We start from the raw sequence: 18,934 nt of genomic DNA, 5'->3' as shown, positions 1-18,934 counted from the left end.
GCGCTGTATGCAAGAGATTTTATCTTTAAAATAGCAGGTTGTTTCCTTATTATACTGATTTCCGGCCAAAATGCAACTGTGATGCATGGACGGTTGGTTATTCTCCCCGCTTTTCCTGCGTGGAGAAGCCCATTTTGCCAAGAGCCGGCAGCAGGGCCTTGAGGGTGATGGAGGTCAGTGCGCCCATCACAAGGCCCAGCACCAGCATGACCGGCGCATAGTAGAAGGACAGCGAGGACGAGATGATCACGCCCGCGCCCAGCAGCTGGCCGATGTTGTGGGCCAGTGCGCCGCATACGGAAAGGATGAACCAGGTGGGCCGCACCGGCAGCAGGTAGTAGAGCACCCACATCACCAGCAGGGACAAAAGGCCGCCGCACAGCGAGAGAAAGCCCGCCGTGAAGCCGGACACCAGAAACACGAACAGTGCCTTGAGCACGTCCAGCACCAGCGCCTGCCTCGGCCCCATGAAAAACAGCGCGTACATCACCACGATGTTGGCAAGGCCCAGCTTCATGCCCGGCAAAAGGCCCGGGATGGTGAGCGTGCCCTCAATGAACGAAAGTGCCATGGCCAGCGCAAACAGCAGGCCGGAAAGGGCGATGCGGCGCGTTTTTTCGTAACTGCGTCTGTTTTGGGGCATGCTGCACCCTCCTTTACTCTTCGGTCTGCTGGCTCTGCTCGTAGCTTTCCTGCTCTTCCATGGCAGCTTCCCACGCGGCAAACAGCTCTTCCTGATGGAAGCGCAGGTCGCTCAGCTCGTCGCTCTTCTGGCGCAGCAGGTCGGGGTCGTTGTACACCTCCGGCGAGTTGATCTCGTTGTCCAGCTCCACTTCGCGTGCACCGCAGGCTTCCATCTCGTCCTCGCAGGCCTTGATCTTGGCCCGCAGCTCGGCGCGGCGGCGGCGCTGCTCCCTGCCGTAGCCGGTCTTGGCCGGTTCGGCGGCCTTCTGCACGGCAGGGGCCGGGGCGTTGCGGCCCATCAGGGCGTCGTAGCTGGGGTAGAGGGTAGCCTTGCCGTCCTCAAGGTAGAGGATGGGGCAGGCCAGACTGTTCATCAGGTGGCGGTCATGGGTGACCAGCAGCAGCGTGCCGGTGTAGGCCATGAGGGCCTCGGTAAGGTTTTCGCGGGTGTAGATGTCCAGATGGTTGGTGGGCTCGTCCAGAAACAGCAGGTTGGGCCGTTCCAGCACGATCTCCGCAAAGCGCAGGCGTGCCAGCTCGCCACCGGAAAGCGCCTCGCAGGGCTTGAACACCGTCTCGCCCCGGAAGCCCAGCTTTGCCAGATGGCTGCGCACCTCCAGCTCGGTCATGCGGGGGTACTTGTTCCAGATCACATCGATGACCCGGCCCTGCCCCAGACGGTTCTGCTGCTGGGCAAAGATGCTGGGCCGTGCGCCGGTGCCCAGCCGCACCATGCCGCCGGAGGGGCGGCGCTTGCCGTCCAGCACCTGCATCAGGGTGGACTTGCCCGCGCCGTTGGGGCCTGCGATCACCAGCCGCTGGCCGCGGCACACCGTGTAGGTAAAGGGTTCCAGCAGGGTGCGCTCCCCTATTTTGATGGTCAGGTTCTTGAGCAGCACCAGCTCATTCCACGGTTCTACGTCATATTCAAACCGGAACTTGAGCTGGTTGGTCTCGTCCTTTGGCGCTTCGGTGATCTCCAGCTTTTCCAGCTGCTTGCGGCGGCTCTGGGCCATTTTGGTGGTGGAAGCGCGCACAAGGTTGCGGTCCACATAGTCCTGCAGCTTTTCGGCCAGTGCCACATCTGCATCGTGCTGCTTCTGGCGCAGGGCATCGGCGGCTTCCTTCTGGGGCAGGTAGGCCGAGAAGTTGCCCTTGTAGGTGGTCATGGTCTGGAAGGAGACCTCCCAGATCTTCGTACACACGTTATCGAGGAAGTAGCGGTCGTGGCTGACCACCAGCACCGCACCGGAATAGCTTTTGAGGTAGTTTTCCAGCCATTCCATGGTGGCAAAGTCCAGGTGGTTGGTGGGCTCGTCCAGAATGAGCACGTCCGGCTTTTCCAGCAGCAGCTTTGCCAGCCGCAGCCTCGTCAGCTCGCCGCCGGAGAGCACCGCAATGTTCTTCTGCCATGTATCCTGCGCAAAGCCCATGCCAGACAGCACCTTTTTGATGTTCACATCCATGTTGTAGCCGTCGGCGGCATCCACGATGTTCTGCAGCTGGTCGTGCCGGGCCAGCAGCTCCGTGTCGTCCGGCTGCGCGGCCATTTTGCGTTCCAGCACCTGCATCTGGGCCATGGCATCCAGCACAGGGGCAAAGGTGGAGCGCATCTCGCCGTAGAGATCCAGCGTGGCATCCAGCTTTGCGTTCTGTTCCAGATAGCCCAGCGTCACGCCGTGGGTCACGCTGAACTCACCTTCGTAGTCCTGGTACTCGCCGGTCAAAATCTTGAGCAGGGTGGTCTTGCCCGCGCCGTTCTGGCCCACGATGCCGATGCGGTCCTCCCGCTCGACACTGGCGGTCACATCGTGCAGCACGATCTTTTCGCCAAAGCTCTTGCCTAGTTTTTCCAAATGTATCAGCATAGTTTTATGATCCCGTTCTCCATCCGCTTATTGGCTCAGCACTGGTGGCGGCGGTTCTTCAGGCCCACATTGGCCAGCTCTTCCTGCTCCATCACCAGCGGGTACAGCTCTTTCAGGTCTGCGATCTCGTAGGTGGGCACCACCTTGCCGGGGTTCTCGGCGTGGCTGGGGTTATACCAGCAGGTGTCAAGGCCCGCATTCACGCCGCCCTGAATGTCGCTGCTCAGGCCGTCGCCCACCACCAGCACATGCTCGCGGTTCTCCACGCCAAGGGCGCGCAGGGCCGCATCAAAAATTCTGCGGTTCGGCTTTTCGCTGTCCATCTTCTCGGAGACGAACACGTCCTCCATAAAGTTCAGCACACCGCTCTCGGCCAGACGGCGGATCTGCACCTTCTGGAAGCCGTTGGTCACAACGGCCAGCGTTGCCACCTCGGAAAGCTCCCGCAGCACGTCCAGCACTTCCGGCCCCATCAGGTCCGGGTGGGTGGAGAGCTGTTCCAGATAGAAGCGGTTCATCTCGGCTCCATCACCGGCGGCATCAATGGCCTTGAGGAAGCGGGTGAACCGCTCCGCCATGAGCTTTTCCCGCTTGATCTGGCCTTTTTCCAGCTGCCGCCACAGCTCCGAGTTGATGGTGCGGTAGGTCTGCACCGTTTCTGCGTCCGGCTCAATGCCGTAGTTCACCAGCGTTTCGGCCAGTGCCTTGCTTTCGGCTGCGTCAAAGTTCAGCAGGGTGTTGTCTGCATCGAACAGCACGCAATAATATTTTGCCATAAACCTTCCCTCTTTTCCTTCTGCCATGGCCTCAGCTGCCATGCGCTCAACAACAGGCAGAAGCCAGCCCTGCCGTAAACAGAGCTGGCTTCACATCATTCTGTTACAATTTCGTACGATGGTACGTCCGTCTGCTCCGGGTTGTTGTCCGGGCAGGTGGTTTTGACATCACAGGGGGTGGCAGCACACTTTGCCATTTCCTCTTCCAGCGCGCCGTTGTCCACGTTCTCCCAGTCGGTGCCGTAATCGTCCACGCTGCCGTCGGTCACGTTCTCTTCCCCGGGCAGCGCCGGGATGCGGGGTTCCTCGTAGTACATGCAAACGCCTCCCTTCCTGCCAGCCTATGCGGCACAGCAGGCCGGGGTGACAGCCTCAGGACGCGGAGTCCGTGGATGCGGACTGCTCGTTGGCGGCTTCCTTGCTGGCGTTGGATTCCGAAGCCGCATGGGAGCTGCCAGAGCTTGCAGAGCTGCTCTCGCTGCTGGAGCTGCTATGGGAGGCCGAGCTGCTCTCACCAGAGTCCGCGTGGGACGAGCTGGTGCTGTGGGAAGAGCTGGCTGTTCCGTTGGAAGCAGAAGCCGAGCCTGCCGGGGAAGCCGTGCTCTCACTGCTGGAAGAGCTGTGAGACGAGCTGTCGGAAGAGCTGTGAGACGAGCTGCCGGAGGTGGATGTAGCCCCGGAGGATGCCCCGGAGGTGGTGCCGGACGATGCACCGGAAGAACTGGTGCTGCCGGAAGAACTGCTGCCCGACGTGCTGCCAGAGCTGCCGGAGCTGTGAGACGAGCTGCCGGAGCTTACGCCGCTGACCGTCACATTCAGGACGTTGCTGGTAACGGTGCAGCCGTTGTAGCTTGCCACTGCGTACACCTTAAAGGTCGCATTGAGCATGGAGGGGTCGATCTCCACCTTGACGGTGGTCTTGCCCGCCGCCTGCGGCACTTCCGCACCGTTGGCGTACCAGCGGATGCTGTCGGCAGTGAGGTGCTTGCCGCCCAGCTTTGCGGTAAAGGTGTAGGAATCGCCCAGCACGGCCTTGCCGGTGCTGCTGATATGCACGGAAGCCGCTGCAAACACGGCGGTCACGTCCACGTTCTGCTTGAAGTTCGTATCGGTGCGGGTCTTCTGGGTCACGCCGTCGCTCCACTTGACGAACACATAGCCGTCCTGCGGCACAGCCGTCACGCTGATGGACTGGGCGGCGTTGGTCACTTCATAGGAGAGGGATGTCTTGCCGCTGTCGCTGCCGCTGGAAAGGGTGCCGCCGGTCTTGTCCACCCGGTAGCTGGCCTGATACAGCACACCCTGCTCTTCGGAAGAGCCTGCAGCCTCCGAGCTGCTGGGTGCTGTCACCGCAGAGCTGGGGTTGGGGGTATACTCGGCGCGGGTGGGGATGTTGGCGGTGTCCGGGCGGCGGTCGTCGGTCTGGTAAGCGTGGGTGCGCAGATAGCTCAGCATGGCCTTCAGGCCCACGGGCTTCAGGTGGATATCGCCGGTCTGGTAGTAATCCTCGCGGCCATAGCCGTTGGCATCCTTCAGCGCTTCGGCGCTGTTGAGGAACTTCAGGCCCATCTGCTCACACATGGACAGCAGGGCCATGTTGAAGTCGTCGATCTTGGTCTGGTCCATGTGGGGGTAGTTTGCGTGGTTTGCAGGCACCGGCGGCACCGTGTTCACGATGATGTCGGTGTAGGGGTAGCTTTCCTGAATGGCCTGCACCAGCGCGGTGTAGTTCTTGATGAACTCGTCCACGCTCATGCCGGTATCGTTGGTGCCCAGCATGATGACCACGCGGCGGGGCTTCATTTTGGCCACGGCCTGCGCGATGGTGTAGGTGTTGCTGTCCTTTTTAAAGGTAACGATGCCCTCGTTCAGGGCGGCATGGGTGCCAATGCCCTCCTTGGCGCAGAACTGCTGCAGGCTGATCAGGCCGTTGGCGTACAGGCGCACCGTGTTGGAATCGCCGAGGAACAGCGTTTCCTTCTGGTAGCTCTCGCCCGCGTCGGCGGTCTCCGGCAGCAGGGCGGCAGAGGTCTCGCTGATCTGGTAGTGATCCGAGATATCCTCTTCGCCCGGCACCAGCACCTCGCTGGAGGGCTGTTCCACCGGGGATGCAGGGGTCTTGCCGCGCTTGAGCAGCGTCATGGTAATGGCAATGGTCAGAATGGCTGCCAGTGCGCACACACTGCACACCAGCACAGCCTGCTTCTGCATAGGAGTAAGCGATTGCTTTTCCGGTCGTGTATTTCTCATATCTCTCACCATTCATTTCGTTTCCGGCACAGGGCCTTCCGGTCATGCCTGTCCGTTCAGGATCTGGTCTGCAAGGTTGGCGCAGCTTTCGGCCAGCAGCACCGGGTGGAAGGGTTCCAGCTCTTCCCTGCTGCCGTAGCCGTACAGCGCACCGGCGGCATCCAGCCCGCAGTCCGCCGCGCCGCGCATATCGTCGTTGCGGTCGCCCACCATCAGCACCCGCCTGCCCTGCATCATGGGCTGGGCCAGCACATGGCGCACCACGTCGGTCTTGGTGTCGCGGCTCTCGTCCATGGACGCGCCGCCGATAAAATCAAAATAATCTGCAAGGCCCTTTTCTTCCAGAATGGGCGTGACGACCTGCGTGGGCTTGGAGGTAGCGGTGCACAGCACAAGGCCCGCGTCCTTCAGGCGCTGCAGCATCTCTGCTGCACCGGGGTAGGCGGCGCACTCGTGGCTGCCCTTGACGGCGTAGCTGTCGCGGTACAGGTCGGTGGCCTTTTCAATGAGGGCCGGGTCGGTAAAGTGCTCACCAAAGCTCTTGCGCAGCGGTGGGCCAAGGTAGCGGCGCAGGTTCACATTTGTGGTGTCCACGCCCATCCTGGCAAAGACTTCTTTTAATGTATTTATGATACCGGGAGCGGAATCGATCAGGGTCCCGTCCACATCAAACAGGATCGCATCGTAGTTCAGCAATTTGTAAATTTCCTCACTTTCATGGTGATACATTGTATAGTATAGCACAGAATCCCGTTATCAGCAATTCCAACAAATGGTTTTTACAAAAATTATGCATTCAAGCAGAGAAAAGGCCCGCCCGGCATCCGGACAGGCCTTTCAGCATCTTCTTACTTCGCTGCGGCATCCGCAGGCGGATAGTACAGGTTGTTGGAGACGAACTCCAGCTTATCCTTGAGCACCAGCTCCAGGTTTGCCACGGCGTGCACCATGTTGGTGGCCGAATCGTTCACTTCCAGCAGCTTGCACAGGTCCAGACCGTCCAGTTTCATGGCGGCGTCCATCTTCCGGCTCTCGGCGCACAGGATGTGGCTCAGGGCATTTTCCTGCAGAGCGATGCTCTCCACAAGGTCAACGACCGCCTGCTCCAGCGTCACCTTGGGCAGGCAGGGGCAGGGGCAGCGGGTGGTATCGATACAGTTCTCAGCAGACATGATAAAACCTTCCTTTCGTTCGTCCGGTCAGGGGCGGTGTACGCCCCATTCTATGTCTGCCGGGTACGCCGGTGTTACTCCTGCTTTTTAGGGTTCTGGGTGCCGCGCACCTTTTCAATGGTCTCGCGGTAGCCGCCGGAGCCGTACTGGATGCAGCGGTTGATGCGGCTGATGGTGGCCGTGCTGATCTCCACCGCCTTCACGATCTGATCGTAGGTTCTGCCGTCCAGCAGCATCTTTGCCGCTTCCAGCCGCTGCGCCATATCCGAGATCTCCTTTACAGTGCACAGGTCTTCAAAGAAGTTGTAGCACTCCTCCCGCGTTTCCAGACTGAGGATGGCATCAAACAGTGCATCGGTGGTCTGGTTTCTTCTGGAATTTTTATCTGACATGAATGTTCTCCTTGCCGCCGCAGCGGACTGTCCGGTTTTGGAAGCGTTCCCTCTTTTAAATGTTTCGGAAATGTTCAGGTTCTTTCTTGCATCATCACTTTAGCACATCAAAGTGTGAAAGTCAAGCCCTTGGCGTGAACTCTTTTCATTCGTGTGGGTGTATAGTTTTCTTCGTTTCACGCATGAACAAAAATCACCTAAAAATTATTGCAGAACACTTTCCTGAATTAGTGTATCCTCCGAACTTGTTCCAATGATATTGACAATTTGTGAATTCCGCACTAAAATACGGACAATCATTCGGCAAATGCGATGAACAGGACATGATTCTTTGCAGCACCCTCTCCCAGAGAGCCGCCCATCTGATGCAAGGGCAGCAGTCAGGAGCAAAGCGTTCTCCCCTGCGAGCAGCCTGTGTGAACAAAGGCGCTGACCCCGCCTTCCAGTAATGCATGGCCGTTTTGCCCACGTTACGGGGCTGCGTATGTATGTACGCTGGGAGTGGCTGCCCTGTGCAGCAAACGAAGTGGTATCGCGGAGTATTCCATACACGATGTGCAGTGTATGTGAAGGCCTTCGTCTTCGATGGTTCGTCCCAAACGGAACGAACGCAGGAAGACGGGGCCTTTTTTACACCCTTCCGCCCCCATGCCGCTGACATTTGCCGGATGCCAAGAAAGGAAAGAGGTAAAAACAATGAATACGCTGGTCATCGTATTGATCGCAGCCGTGTGTCTGTTTGGCGCTTATATGCTTTACGGCCGCTGGCTGGCAAACAAGTGGGGCATCGACCCCTCTGCCAAGACCCCGGCAGTTGTCCATGAGGACGGCCGGGACTACGTTCCCACCGACGGCTGGACCGTGTTTGCACACCAGTTCAGCTCCATTGCCGGTGCAGGCCCTGTTACCGGTGCGATCCAGGCTGCTGCTTTCGGCTGGCTGCCGGTGCTGCTGTGGGTGCTGCTGGGCGGCATCTTCTTCGGTGCCGTCACCGACTTCGGCGCTCTGTATGCTTCCGTTAAGAACGACGGCAAGAGCATGGGCATGCTGATCGAAAAGTACATCGGCAAGACCGGCCGCAAGCTGTTCCTGCTGTTCTGCTGGCTGTTCTGCGGCATCGTCATTGCCGCCTTTGCCGACATGGTGGCCGGCACCTTCAATGCCTACGGTGCTGACGGTGCTCTGGTGGAGGCTGCCCAGACCAACGGTGCTGCCGGCATGGTCTCCATCATGTTCATGGTGTTCGCCGTGGTCTTTGGCCTGCTGCAGAAGAACCTGCACTTCACCGGCTGGAAAGAAAATGTGATCAGCATCGTATTCATCGTGCTGTCCTTTGTGGTGGGTGCAAACTTCCCCATCATTCTGGGCAAGGCTGCATGGAGCTACATCACCTTTGTGTACATCTTCTTTGCCGCTGTCCTGCCCATGTGGCTGCTGAAGCAGCCCCGTGACCACATGACCACCTTTATGTTCGTGGCCATGATCGTGGGCGCTGTTCTGGGCCTGATCGTCAATCATCCCGTCATGAACCTGCCGGTGTTCACCGGCTTTACCAACGCCAAGCTGGGCACCATGTTCCCCATCCTGTTCGTTACCGTTGCCTGCGGCGCTGTTTCCGGTTTCCACAGTCTGGTGTCTTCCGGCACCTCCTCCAAGACCGTTACCAATGAGAAGGATATGCTGAAGGTCGGCTATGGTGCCATGGTGCTGGAAAGCCTGCTGGCTGTCATCGCCCTGTGTGTTGCCGGTGCTTCTGCTGCTGCAGACGGCACCCCCGCAGACGGCACTCCGTTCCAGGTCTTCAGCCGCGGCGTTGCCAGCTTCTTCGTGGGCTTCGGCCTGGACCAGCACTTTGCCTCTGTGTTTATGACCATGTGCGTTTCCGCACTGGCCCTGACCAGTCTGGATGCTGTGGCCCGTATCGGCCGCATGAGCTTCCAGGAGCTGTTCAGCGTGGACGACATGGAGCATGCTGAGGGCTGGCGCAAGCTGCTGTGCAACGTGTACTTCTCCACCTTCCTGACTCTGGCTTTCGGCTTCCTGCTGACCAAGATCGGCTACGCCAACATCTGGCCCCTGTTCGGTTCTGCAAACCAGCTGCTGAGCGCTCTGGTTCTGGCCACCCTGTGCGTGTTCCTGAAGGTCACCGGCCGCAGCAACAAGATGATCTTCCCTCCGCTGATCATCATGCTGTGCGTCACCTTCACCGCTCTGGTGCAGCGCCTGATCGCCATGGTCAAGGCCATCAGCAATGCCGCTGCTGTCACCATCCCCGCTGGCGAGACCACTTGGGGTGCTGTGTTCATTGCAAACGGCCTGCAGCTGATCCTGGCCGTGCTGCTGATCGTTCTGGGCCTGAACATCGTGTTCCACTCCTTCAAGGCCTATAAGAATGCTGAGCACAACAGCGAAGCAAAGGTCTGAGTTTCAGATCCTGCTGAACTGAATCTGTAAATGCAAACTGCCGCTGACGGCGTAAAAACCGTCAGCGGCAGTTTTTGTTGCTGTAAGCTTCTATGATTTGAAATGGCCTCCGCGTGCGCTCTGGCCATAAGCAGAGGAAAATTTATTTGATATTGTGGTTTGGAAACGACTGCGGTCGTTTCCAAACCAGTTTTTCACAGAAAGAGTCCCAAAGATAAAATGCATAGTCACCACAAAAAATGCAGTGTACGGTCACGACCTTTCCCGTGAAAAAGCAAACCAGCAAAGCCCGCAGGCTTTGCTGGTTTGCAAATATAAAAATAATACTTCCGCTAAAAATAGCCAAAGCGCACGCGGCGGCTATTCTAAATCAAAAATCAAACGTTCGTTTCTTCCCACGTTTGAAGGACCGCCATCTGCACCGGGGTATGGAACCAGTGTTCCCCGCCTTCCATGATCGTCAGATGCGCCCCGCTTTCCTGACGGAAGCGCTCGATCATGGTGCGGCTGGTCAGGGCATCCCTGTCACCATACAGCACCTGCGTGCGGCCATGCCAGTGCAGCGGATGTTCCCGCACCCAGCACAGATACGGCCATGAGAGGGTCTCCCCAAGATCCGTGGGGATCTCCCCTGCCCGGTGCAGCTGTTCCTCGGTCACATGGGCACATTGCATCATATTCGTGATGAGAGCTTCCATATCCACCACCGGAGAGACCAGCAGGCTCTGTTCCGGCGCGTCTCCCTGCAGCGCCTGCATTGCAAGCCACGCGCCGATGCTCACGCCATACAGCCGGATATGCGCCCACACCGGCTTCATGCGGGCGTATACGGCTTCTATCTCCGGCACAGCCACCCACGGCAGAAGCCGCTCATGGCTGTTTTTCCGTGCGCCATGCTCGGGCAGGTCGATAGCCAGCACCTGCCAGCCCGCTTCACAGGCTGTAGCGGCAAAACGTTCGGCCTCTTCCTTGCAGCCGTTCTTACCATGGAGATAGAGGTAAACATTCCGGCTCCGGCTGCCGTACAGGATGGCAGGGATGCCCACAAGAGTCATGGTTTGTTTTTTCATAAGGGATTCTCCTTATCCGATCATGCTCTCCATTCGGAGAGACGTTTTGTTTACACTGCGCATTGCTTTTCGTCCTCCCTTCTTTCCGTTTTCTCTATGATAGCACATCCGCCCGCCAAACACAAACAAAAAGGAGCCGCAGCGCCCTGTTACGGGTACTGCAGCTCCCAATTCAACTTTGGAAGTTAAATTACTTCACCATGCTTGCAACTTCAGCAGCGAAGTCGTCAGCACGCTTCTCCAGGCCTTCGCCCTTCTGGAAGCGGGTGAACTTGACGATCTTGATGTCGCCGCCCAGATCCTTAGCGACCTTAGCGGTGTACTGAGCAACGGTCAGGTCGCTGTCCTTGACGAACTCCTGATCGACCAGGCAGTTCTCCTTGAAGAACTTCTTGATCTTGCCCTCGATCATCTTCTGCTTCACAGCCTCGGGCTTGTTAGCGGTCTTGGGATCGCCAGCCATCTGAGCCAGCATGATCTCCTTCTCCTTGGCCACGACCTCAGCGGGGACAGAAGCCTCATCGACATAGCCGGGGTTAGCAGCTGCAACCTGCATGGCGATGTCCTTGCCGTAGGTAACGAACTCGTCCTTAGCCTCGATGCCGTTGGTGGTCTCGAAGTTGACCAGAATGCCGTGGGTGCCGCCGCCGTGGACGTATGCAGAGCAGACGCCCTCGTAACGGACGAAACGGCGAACCTTGATGTTCTCCTTGATGACCAGGATCAGGTTCTTCAGAGCCTCGTCCACGGTCTCGCCGTTCTCGGTCTTGCAAGCCATCAGAGCCTCAACATCAGCAGGGTTCTGCTTCATGATGACCTGAGTAGCCTCCTTGACGAAAGCAACGAACTTGTCGTTCTTGGCAACGAAGTCGGTCTCAGCGTTGACCTCGATGACAACACCCACCTTGCACTGGGGGCAGTAGTCAGCGTAGACCATGCCCTCGGCAGCGGTACGGCTTGCCTTCTTGGCAGCGGTAGCCAGACCACGCTCACGCAGGATCTCGATTGCCTTCTCGAAGTTGCCGTCAGCCTCGGTCAGAGCCTTCTTGCACTCCATCATGCCGCAGTCGGTCTGCTTGCGCAGTTCCATAACGTCCTTTGCAGAAATAGCCATTTTCGTATTCTCCCTTACACGTTATTTTGTTGTTTGTGGGATGGGAAATCAGGCGTTTGCTGCATCCTCAGCGGGAGCGGCCTCCTGGTTGCCCTGCTTGCCTTCCAGCACAGCGTCAGCCATAGCGCCAGCGATCAGCTTGACAGCGCGGATTGCGTCGTCGTTGCCGGGGATCACGTAATCGATCTCGTCGGGGTTGCAGTTGGTATCAACGATAGCCACGATGGGGATGTTCAGCTTGCGGGCCTCAGCAACAGCGATGCGCTCCTTGTGAGGATCGACGATGAACATAGCCTTCGGCAGGGTCTTCATGTTCTTGACACCGCCCAGGTACTTGTCCAGCTTCTCCATCTCCAGCTCCAGCTTAGCAACTTCCTTCTTGGGCAGCAGCTCGAAGGTGCCGTTCTCCTTCATCTTAGCCAGCTGATCCATACGGTCGATGCGCTTGCGGATGGTGCGGAAGTTGGTCAGCATACCGCCCAGCCAGCGAGCATTGACATAGTGCATGCCGCAGCGCAGAGCCTCGTCACGGATGGACTCCTGGGCCTGCTTCTTGGTGCCGACGAACAGGATGTCGCCGCCCTCAGCTGCAACTTCCTTCACGTAGTTGTAAGCCTCGTCCAGCTTCTTCACGGTCTTCTGCAGATCGATGATATAGATGCCGTTGCGCTCGGTAAAGATGTACTTTGCCATCTTGGGGTTCCAGCGGCGGGTCTGGTGACCGAAGTGCACACCTGCTTCGAGAAGCTGCTTCATAGAAACGACTGCCATAGTAAAAATACCTCCAGATATTGTTTTGCCTCCGCACACCGTGATCCCGGGCCGTATCGGACGGTTCGGGACTGCCCTCCACCCATTTGGGCACAAAAGGGCATAGTGATGCGTGTGTAATGCCTTGTTATAATATCACAAACAAACGCCGGTTGCAAGAGTTTTTCTCTGTTTTTTACAAAGAAATCGTCTGTTTTTCGCTCATTTGCCTGTGTCCACGCCGCTCAGGCCCGCAAGGCCCATGCGCTGCAGGGCGTATCCCCTGCCGAACATCAGGTCGTACTGCAAAAGCCAGTGCTCTGCGCACCACCGCTGCTGGAACTCGGTGGGCTCCTGCGTGGTGGTGCCGTCCAGATTCATGGTGGTTCCGCGGGTATTGGTGCGGCTGGCCACACGCAGCTGACGGTTCAGGAACTGGAAGTAGAGCGGCTCTTCCAGACCGTAAATGTCCATCATCACCGGCGAGATATCGTAAGCGGCAATGGTGCCAAGGTCCACCTGCTGCTGGCTGTAGTTGGACCACATCAGCAGCGTGGTCTGGTGCAGGCGGGGGTCTGCGCTGGAATCGCTGGCATAGCCGGTAGTGGTGTAGACATCGTAATTGGAATCGATGGGGTTATAGTGGTCGCCCCAGAACACCAGAATGACCGGCTCGTCCACCTGCGAGAAGTATTCGGTCAGTTTGCCCATCATGGCATCTGCATCCCGGATGCCGGTAGCAAAATCTTCCAGCGCGCCCACGGTGCTGGGCTTGAGGCCCGCCGGGTGGGACAGCACCTTTACGCGCTCGTCGTCCGGGTAGTTGTCCTTGTTATAATTGGTATGGTTCTGCATGGTGACAGCGTGCAGGAAGATGGGCTTGTCCGAGCTGGACTTCATGCTCTCGTACTGCTGGATGATCTGGTCGGCCATGGAATCATCGGTGACAAGGCCGCTGGTCCAGTAGTGCTTGCGCACCTTGGTCACGTCATGCATATCCTCAAGGCTGATAAAATCGTCAAAGCCGAGGTTGGGGTAAGCCTTGTCGCGGCTCCAGTATTTTGCCCAGAAGCAGTGCACGGCTGCGGTCTGGTAGCCCTTGAGCTTGAGGTAATTGGGCATGGCGAACATGGGCTTGGTCACATGCTGCTGGTAGGGCTTGCTGCCGCTGGGCAGGAAGGATACCGAGTAGCCGGTAAGGGCTTCAAACTCCACATCGCAGGTGCCGCCGCCAAAGCTGGGGCTGTAGGCCCGGCCATAGGCGCTGGTCTGCTGCAAGGCGTGCAGGTTCTTGGAGACATCGGTATCAAAGGTGATGCCGTACTGTTCCAGCTCCGAAACATCCCAGTAGGACTCGTCCATCACATAGATGATGGTGGGCTGCTTCACCTGCTCGTCCTTGGGGGTCACGGCACTGTAGCTGGTGGAGTACAGCGGGCTGGTGGCAAACTTCTGGCTCCCGTCCACATTGTCCAGCAGGGCATCCACCGCTTCCTGCGAGTATTCCTCGGGCTTCGAGATCTCCAGATTGGTGAGGTTGGTCATAAAGCCGGTGATCACGCCGTAGTAGCGGTAGTAGCGGTCCTGCATCCATGCATCCGGCGTAATGCCCAGCACCTGCGTGACAGCGGGCTGCAGGTACACGCCGAACACCAGCAGGCAGAGGGCCGCTGCGGTGGCGGCGCTGCCCGCCAGCCGGGGCAGCCAGCGCTGTTTGTGACGGCCGCGGAACAGGAAGAAGCTGCCCACCGTCAGTGCCAGCACCACGATGATGGTCACGACCATGCTGGGCTGGATCTTGAGGCCCGCAGCGGATGCCACACCGGCAGCCTCCGACACCTGTGTCAGATCCCATGGCAGGAACGGCTCGCCGCGCAGCTGCAGGGTGTAAAAGTTCACCGCGCAGGGCGCACAGCCCAGCACCGCCATGCCCAGCGTGGACAGCGGCGGACAGCGGAACACCCAGTCCAGCAGCAGCCACACCAGAAACAGCAGCAGCCACGCCAGCAGATAAGCCCCGATGTGCGGGAAGATAAAACTTGCAAAAACGTCTGCGCTCAGGCTCCCGCGGGCGATCCCCTCGCCCAGCAGCAGCACGATCAGCGATGCCGCCAGCGGGAATACCATCCGCAGCGCCAAAAGCGGTTTGGGAGTTTTCATAATTCCTGTTCCTTTCCTCATCCGTGAAACCTCAGATCATACGCAAAAGCACATTTCTTTACGCTTTTTGCACAAAGCTTCTGCGATTATTATAGTCACTTCCACAAAAAAGTCCACCCTGTTTTTGCAAAAAATTTACAAACCCAGCTTCACGCGCAGCTTTTGCCACCATTTGAGCTGTTCCGGCTGCGGCGGTGCTTCCGGCAGGGCCGTGTGCACCAGCACCGCATCCGTGCCAATGGTCTCGATCTCCTGCCATGGAATGGTCAGGCTATCGTCCCGGCCAAGCAATCCGAACAGCCTTGGCCGCCCCAGCAGGATCAGGCTCTGCAGCCGGGCGGTGGCAGGGTCAAAGGTCAGGTCGTCGGCCCGGCCAAGGCAGACCCCCTGCTCCAGCTGCACCACCTCTTTTTCACACAGTTCCCGGATGGTCAATGCCCTTCTCCCCTTTCTGCCACAGCTTATGCAGCCGCCGGGCACATCATGCAAAAAGCAGTGGAAACCGCATGGCAGATTGTGGTATACTGTGGGCAGAGCATTCCATGAGAAACAGAGGAAATTTTAAATGTATAAAAGCATCGTGTTTGATCTGGGCGGTGTCATGGTGGATTTTGCCCCCCGCGCCTATCTGGTAGACCGCATTTGCAATGAAGAGATCGAAGAACAGGTGTACGACCTGACCTTTGGCAGCGAGGAGTGGAAGCAGCTGGATGCGGGGCTTGTCTCCCGCTTTGACGGCAATCAGGCCATGCTGCGCAACGCCAAGGCCGCCGGGCGCGAGTTTGAGGTGCAGGGCGTGCTGGATGACTGGCTGCACATCCTGCGCCCGCGCCGCCGGATGCAGGAGCTGGTGCGCCGCCTGAAGAACCATGGCTACAGCGTGTACTATCTCAGCAACATCCCGGAGGACGTGCTGGCCCTGCTCAAGGAGCGCGGCGTGCTGGACCGCTTTGACGGCGGCGTAGCCTCCTGCGAGGTGCACATCAACAAGCCCGACCCCCGCATCTATCAGGCCCTGCTGGACAAATACGGCCTGAAGGCCAGCGAGTGCGTGTTCATCGACGACAATCTGGCCAATGTGCAGGCCGCATTCACGCTGGGCTTCGTGGGCATCCGGATGAAGGAGAGCGTGGGCACCCTGATCCGCAGCCTTGCCACCTGCAATGTAGCCCTGCGCTGACCTCCGTGACCCAAAACAGCTCCTGCCGGAAATGCTCTGGCAGGAGCTGTTTTGCTGCTTTAGGAATTACTTTTTCTCGTAGCTCTGGCAGTAGTGCGGGGTCTCCACCTGCTGCGTATCGCAGGTGCACTGCTCGGTCACTTTGATCTGGGGCAGGTCGCACTTGCAGCCGCTCACATTGTGGCTGCACTCGCAGACATCACAGGTAACGCCGATGTTTTCCATATTTATCACCTCTCTGTCCACAGTATGGCCTGCGGGCAGGGTGTTTATTCTGGAAAACTCAGCCAGTCTTTTTCGCTTCGCGCTTAGACCGGAGTGTGACTGCCGCATGCCGGATGGAAAGCACCGGGTGCACCGGCAGCATCCGCGGGCCTGCCCAGCGCATCACCGCGCGGATCTTCTCCCGCATTTCCGGCTTGTAGCAGTGCACTTTACAGGCCGAGCAGAAGGTCTTGGTCTCCATGAACGGACATTTGTCAATGCGGGTCAGGGCGTAATCGTGCAGCTGCCGGCACTCCGGGCACAGGCTGCCTTTGGGTGTTTTGTGCTGCCTGCGGCAGTAAAGAGCGATCATCTCGCTCACCAGCATCTTTTCATCTGCGCGCTTCTGATCCAAGTTCTTCGGGGTATCCTGCATGGGACGGGGCCTCCTGCTGCCTTATTTTTTTCTACGGTCCGACCGCATTGCAGCGCGGCGCACCGCACGGCGCAAAAATGCAAAGCCTACCGTAACACCAATTGCTGCAGCCACTGCCATATACACCGCCTTCTGAAACCAAAGCGGCAGGAGCGCAGACCTTTCCGCCTGCTGTCCCCTGCCGCAGTTTTGATGCATTCTGTACAGAGGCTGCTGCTTTTGCGTGAAAGTTAGCGCTTACTAACTTTCAGCTCTGCAAAAACACCGTTTTTCGGTGTTCTCATAGTTTATCGCAGCTGTCTCTGTTTGTCAAGAGAAGCTTCTCCTGTTTACCATGCAGCCAGATCTGCACCCAGCTTGCGGCATGCAGCCTGAACATCATCGTCCGGGGCCTCGTTGCAGATCAGGCCCTCACCGTTCAGCACCTGTGCGCCGTCGCCCTGAGCACGCTCCACCCAGTCACGCATCCACTGGCCGTCGCCCCAGCCGTAGGAGCCGAACAGGGCGATCTTCTTGCCGTTCAGAGAACCCTCCAGATCAGAGAACATCGGCTCGAACTCGCTCTCCTCCAGCTGCTCAGCACCCATTGCGGGGCAGCCAAAAGCCACTGCATCAAACTCAGCCAGCTTTGCGGCGTTCATCTCGCTGCAGGGCACGATGGTGCCGTTTGCACCCTCTGCCACGCAGTTTGCCATGGTCTCAGTGTTGCCGGTTGCGCTCCAGAATACGACTGCTACTTTGCTCATAAAGATCGTCCTCTCTCAAATCAATATTAGTTAGATATATCTAACTTTATGTTCCATGAAAATGCGTCCAACCACGCAGACGCATCCCCATTTGGTTAGTACCTTCTAACCACCGATAGAATACCACAGCTTCCCGGCTGTGTCAAGCCTTTTATGCAAAAAGAACTGCCGCGGCTGAAAGTACGCCGTAGATCACCGGCTGGTGCAGCAGATACAGCAAAAGCGAGTGCCGGCCCATCCAGCCCAGCGCCGGGCACACCGAGCGGCGCAGCGGTTCCATGCGTCTGCGGCCCACCGCCTTGTGCAGGTAGTACCCCGCCCAGAACAAAAACAGCCACGGCAGCAGGCCAAAGTAATCGGCGGAGTAGAACCAGTCCGGGTAAAAGCCAAAAAATGCAGTAAAGTAGTTGGCATACAGGCTCTGCGGCAGCATCAGCTTCCAGCCGCCAAGGCCCACCCAGCCCAAGCCGACCGGGTAGCACACCGCAAACAGCACCGCCGACACCGCAAGGCCCACAGCGGGCATCACTTTTTTCAGCAGCGGTTCCAGCACACCGGTGAGCAGCATGGCGCTGCCCAGAAAGGTCAGCACACCGAACACCACCCGGTCCTCCGGCATGAAGACCAGCGTCACCACCGTGACCAGTGCCCCGGCAGCAAACACCTGTGCGCCGCGCTTCAGGGTGCGGTGTCCCAGCGGCACGCAGAAGCCGGACAGCAGGATGAACACCCAGCAGATGCTCTGCTGCCACAGCCGCCCCGGCCAGCCGATATACCAGTCCATCCAGATGCCGAACAGGAACATCATGTCCCAGCAGGCATGGTACAGCATCATGCTGACCAGATCCAGTCCGCGCAGTTCGTCCAGCAGGGCGTAGCGGCTCGCCGGGGCCTTTTGCTGCACTCGTCGTTCGTTTTCCATTATCCATATTCCCCTTTGCTGTGTTTCGCAATACGATATGACAAATTATAAACCGCACTGCGGCACCTGTCAACCAGACATCTCAGGGGGTTGAAGGCAGCAAAAAACCGCTGCACAGCGGCAAAGCCATGCAGCGGTCAGAATGGATAACCGGGGAAACCTTATCAGACTTCGGTGTTGAAGTAGCGCTTCAGCAGGCCCTCAAAGCCGCGGCCGTGACGGGCCTCGTCCTTTGCCATCTCGTGAACGGTGTCGTGGATGGCATCCAGATTCAGGGCCTTTGCCTTCTTGGCCAGATCCATCTTGCCTGCACATGCGCCGCACTCGGCCTCGGCACGCATCATCAGGTTCTTCTTGGTGCTGTCGGTGACAACTTCGCCCAGCAGCTCTGCAAAGCGGGATGCGTGGTCTGCTTCCTCGTAGGCATAACGCTTGTAAGCCTCAGCAATCTCGGGGTAGCCCTCGCGCTCAGCCACACGAGCCATTGCCAGATACATGCCGACCTCGCTGCACTCACCCTCAAAGTTTGCGCGCAGGCCATCCACGATCTCCTGCGGCACGCCCTCGGCCTTGCCGATGCCCACAACATGCTCGGTGACGTAGGTGTTGCCGGTCTTTTCCACAAAAGCGGAAGCAGGAGCCTTGCAGACGGGGCACTGTGCCGGGATCTCGCCTTCAGCAATATAACCACAAACGGTGCAAACGTACTTCTTCATAAGAATAGACCTCCATCATTCTTTTTATATCAGTTAGAAAACAGGCTGGGCGGTGTTGGTACTCACCGGC

General features: G+C 58.2%; 20 protein-coding genes. 2 read left to right on the top strand and 18 right to left on the bottom strand.

What is annotated here, in order from left to right:
• Positions 1–97 precede the first annotated feature (97 nt).
• The 8 genes from ACGHUK_RS05710 to ACGHUK_RS05675 form a co-directional block, all read right to left on the bottom strand.
• Positions 98–643 carry a Gx transporter family protein gene (locus ACGHUK_RS05710; RefSeq protein ID WP_097781894.1) on the bottom strand — a complete coding sequence of 182 codons (546 nt, stop codon included), beginning with the start codon at positions 641–643 and terminating at the stop codon, positions 98–100.
• Positions 644–656: 13 nt separating this feature from the next.
• On the bottom strand, positions 657–2,552 hold the full coding sequence (locus ACGHUK_RS05705) for an ABC-F family ATP-binding cassette domain-containing protein (RefSeq protein WP_005940348.1): 1,896 nt from the start codon (positions 2,550–2,552) through the stop codon (positions 657–659).
• A gap of 35 nt (positions 2,553–2,587) precedes the next feature.
• A complete protein-coding gene (locus tag ACGHUK_RS05700) occupies positions 2,588–3,328 on the bottom strand; it encodes a YjjG family noncanonical pyrimidine nucleotidase (RefSeq protein ID WP_044953456.1) in 741 nt (246 codons plus the stop codon).
• Positions 3,329–3,423: 95 nt separating this feature from the next.
• Positions 3,424–3,645, bottom strand: coding sequence for a hypothetical protein (locus ACGHUK_RS05695; RefSeq protein ID WP_390575430.1), 222 nt, complete (start codon positions 3,643–3,645; stop codon positions 3,424–3,426).
• 55 nt (positions 3,646–3,700) lie between these two features.
• Complete coding sequence (locus ACGHUK_RS05690) at positions 3,701–5,578, bottom strand: SGNH/GDSL hydrolase family protein (protein ID WP_390575427.1); 1,878 nt, start codon at positions 5,576–5,578, stop codon at positions 3,701–3,703.
• 42 nt (positions 5,579–5,620) lie between these two features.
• On the bottom strand, positions 5,621–6,274 hold the full coding sequence (locus tag ACGHUK_RS05685; protein ID WP_242961859.1) for an HAD-IA family hydrolase: 654 nt from the start codon (positions 6,272–6,274) through the stop codon (positions 5,621–5,623).
• Positions 6,275–6,426: 152 nt separating this feature from the next.
• On the bottom strand, positions 6,427–6,750 hold the full coding sequence (locus tag ACGHUK_RS05680; protein ID WP_005940334.1) for a hypothetical protein: 324 nt from the start codon (positions 6,748–6,750) through the stop codon (positions 6,427–6,429).
• Positions 6,751–6,824: 74 nt separating this feature from the next.
• Positions 6,825–7,142, bottom strand: coding sequence for a YerC/YecD family TrpR-related protein (locus ACGHUK_RS05675; protein ID WP_005940332.1), 318 nt, complete (start codon positions 7,140–7,142; stop codon positions 6,825–6,827).
• Between the two features lie 696 nt (positions 7,143–7,838).
• On the opposite strand from ACGHUK_RS05675, the gene ACGHUK_RS05670 reads away from it, so the two are divergent.
• The gene (locus ACGHUK_RS05670; RefSeq protein ID WP_097774869.1) at positions 7,839–9,566 is read left to right on the top strand and encodes a carbon starvation protein A; all 1,728 of its coding nucleotides are present in this window, start codon (positions 7,839–7,841) and stop codon (positions 9,564–9,566) included.
• A 377-nt stretch (positions 9,567–9,943) separates the two neighbouring features.
• Here ACGHUK_RS05670 and ACGHUK_RS05665 read toward each other — a convergent pair whose 3' ends face one another.
• From ACGHUK_RS05665 to ACGHUK_RS05645, 5 genes are all read right to left on the bottom strand, one after another.
• The gene (locus tag ACGHUK_RS05665) at positions 9,944–10,636 is read right to left on the bottom strand and encodes an alpha/beta hydrolase (protein WP_390575425.1); all 693 of its coding nucleotides are present in this window, start codon (positions 10,634–10,636) and stop codon (positions 9,944–9,946) included.
• Between the two features lie 190 nt (positions 10,637–10,826).
• The gene (tsf, locus tag ACGHUK_RS05660) at positions 10,827–11,750 is read right to left on the bottom strand and encodes a translation elongation factor Ts (protein ID WP_005940319.1); all 924 of its coding nucleotides are present in this window, start codon (positions 11,748–11,750) and stop codon (positions 10,827–10,829) included.
• Between the two features lie 48 nt (positions 11,751–11,798).
• Positions 11,799–12,521, bottom strand: coding sequence for a 30S ribosomal protein S2 (rpsB, locus tag ACGHUK_RS05655; RefSeq protein ID WP_005940316.1), 723 nt, complete (start codon positions 12,519–12,521; stop codon positions 11,799–11,801).
• A gap of 201 nt (positions 12,522–12,722) precedes the next feature.
• Entirely contained in the window at positions 12,723–14,660 is a 1,938-nt protein-coding gene (locus ACGHUK_RS05650; RefSeq protein WP_223387823.1) for an LTA synthase family protein, read from the bottom strand.
• Between the two features lie 135 nt (positions 14,661–14,795).
• Positions 14,796–15,095, bottom strand: coding sequence for a PRC-barrel domain-containing protein (locus ACGHUK_RS05645; RefSeq protein WP_097774865.1), 300 nt, complete (start codon positions 15,093–15,095; stop codon positions 14,796–14,798).
• A 130-nt stretch (positions 15,096–15,225) separates the two neighbouring features.
• Between ACGHUK_RS05645 and ACGHUK_RS05640 the strand changes: the two genes are divergently transcribed.
• Entirely contained in the window at positions 15,226–15,840 is a 615-nt protein-coding gene (locus ACGHUK_RS05640) for an HAD family phosphatase (protein ID WP_005940304.1), read from the top strand.
• A 66-nt stretch (positions 15,841–15,906) separates the two neighbouring features.
• Here the strand turns inward: ACGHUK_RS05640 and ACGHUK_RS05635 are convergent, their stop codons facing one another.
• The 5 genes from ACGHUK_RS05635 to ACGHUK_RS05615 all read right to left on the bottom strand — a co-directional run bounded on the left by ACGHUK_RS05635 (position 15,907) and on the right by ACGHUK_RS05615 (position 18,864).
• The gene (locus ACGHUK_RS05635; protein ID WP_005940302.1) at positions 15,907–16,065 is read right to left on the bottom strand and encodes a DUF1540 domain-containing protein; all 159 of its coding nucleotides are present in this window, start codon (positions 16,063–16,065) and stop codon (positions 15,907–15,909) included.
• 58 nt (positions 16,066–16,123) lie between these two features.
• Positions 16,124–16,480, bottom strand: a complete 357-nt coding sequence (locus ACGHUK_RS05630; protein WP_097781902.1) for a nitrous oxide-stimulated promoter family protein — start codon at positions 16,478–16,480, stop codon at positions 16,124–16,126.
• 329 nt (positions 16,481–16,809) lie between these two features.
• Positions 16,810–17,226, bottom strand: a complete 417-nt coding sequence (locus tag ACGHUK_RS05625; RefSeq protein WP_005940293.1) for a flavodoxin — start codon at positions 17,224–17,226, stop codon at positions 16,810–16,812.
• 151 nt (positions 17,227–17,377) lie between these two features.
• Positions 17,378–18,148: a heparan-alpha-glucosaminide N-acetyltransferase gene (locus ACGHUK_RS05620; protein WP_390575420.1), complete on the bottom strand. Its 771-nt coding sequence runs from the start codon at positions 18,146–18,148 to the stop codon at positions 17,378–17,380.
• A 164-nt stretch (positions 18,149–18,312) separates the two neighbouring features.
• On the bottom strand, positions 18,313–18,864 hold the full coding sequence (locus ACGHUK_RS05615) for an NADH peroxidase (protein ID WP_005926148.1): 552 nt from the start codon (positions 18,862–18,864) through the stop codon (positions 18,313–18,315).
• Between the last annotated feature and the right edge of the window lie 70 nt (positions 18,865–18,934).

Origin of the sequence: Faecalibacterium sp. i25-0019-C1 (assembly GCF_042854225.1) — a bacterium.
Classification (GTDB): Bacteria; Bacillota; Clostridia; order Oscillospirales; family Ruminococcaceae; genus Faecalibacterium; species Faecalibacterium taiwanense.
This window is presented reverse-complemented; position numbering and strand designations above follow the sequence as displayed.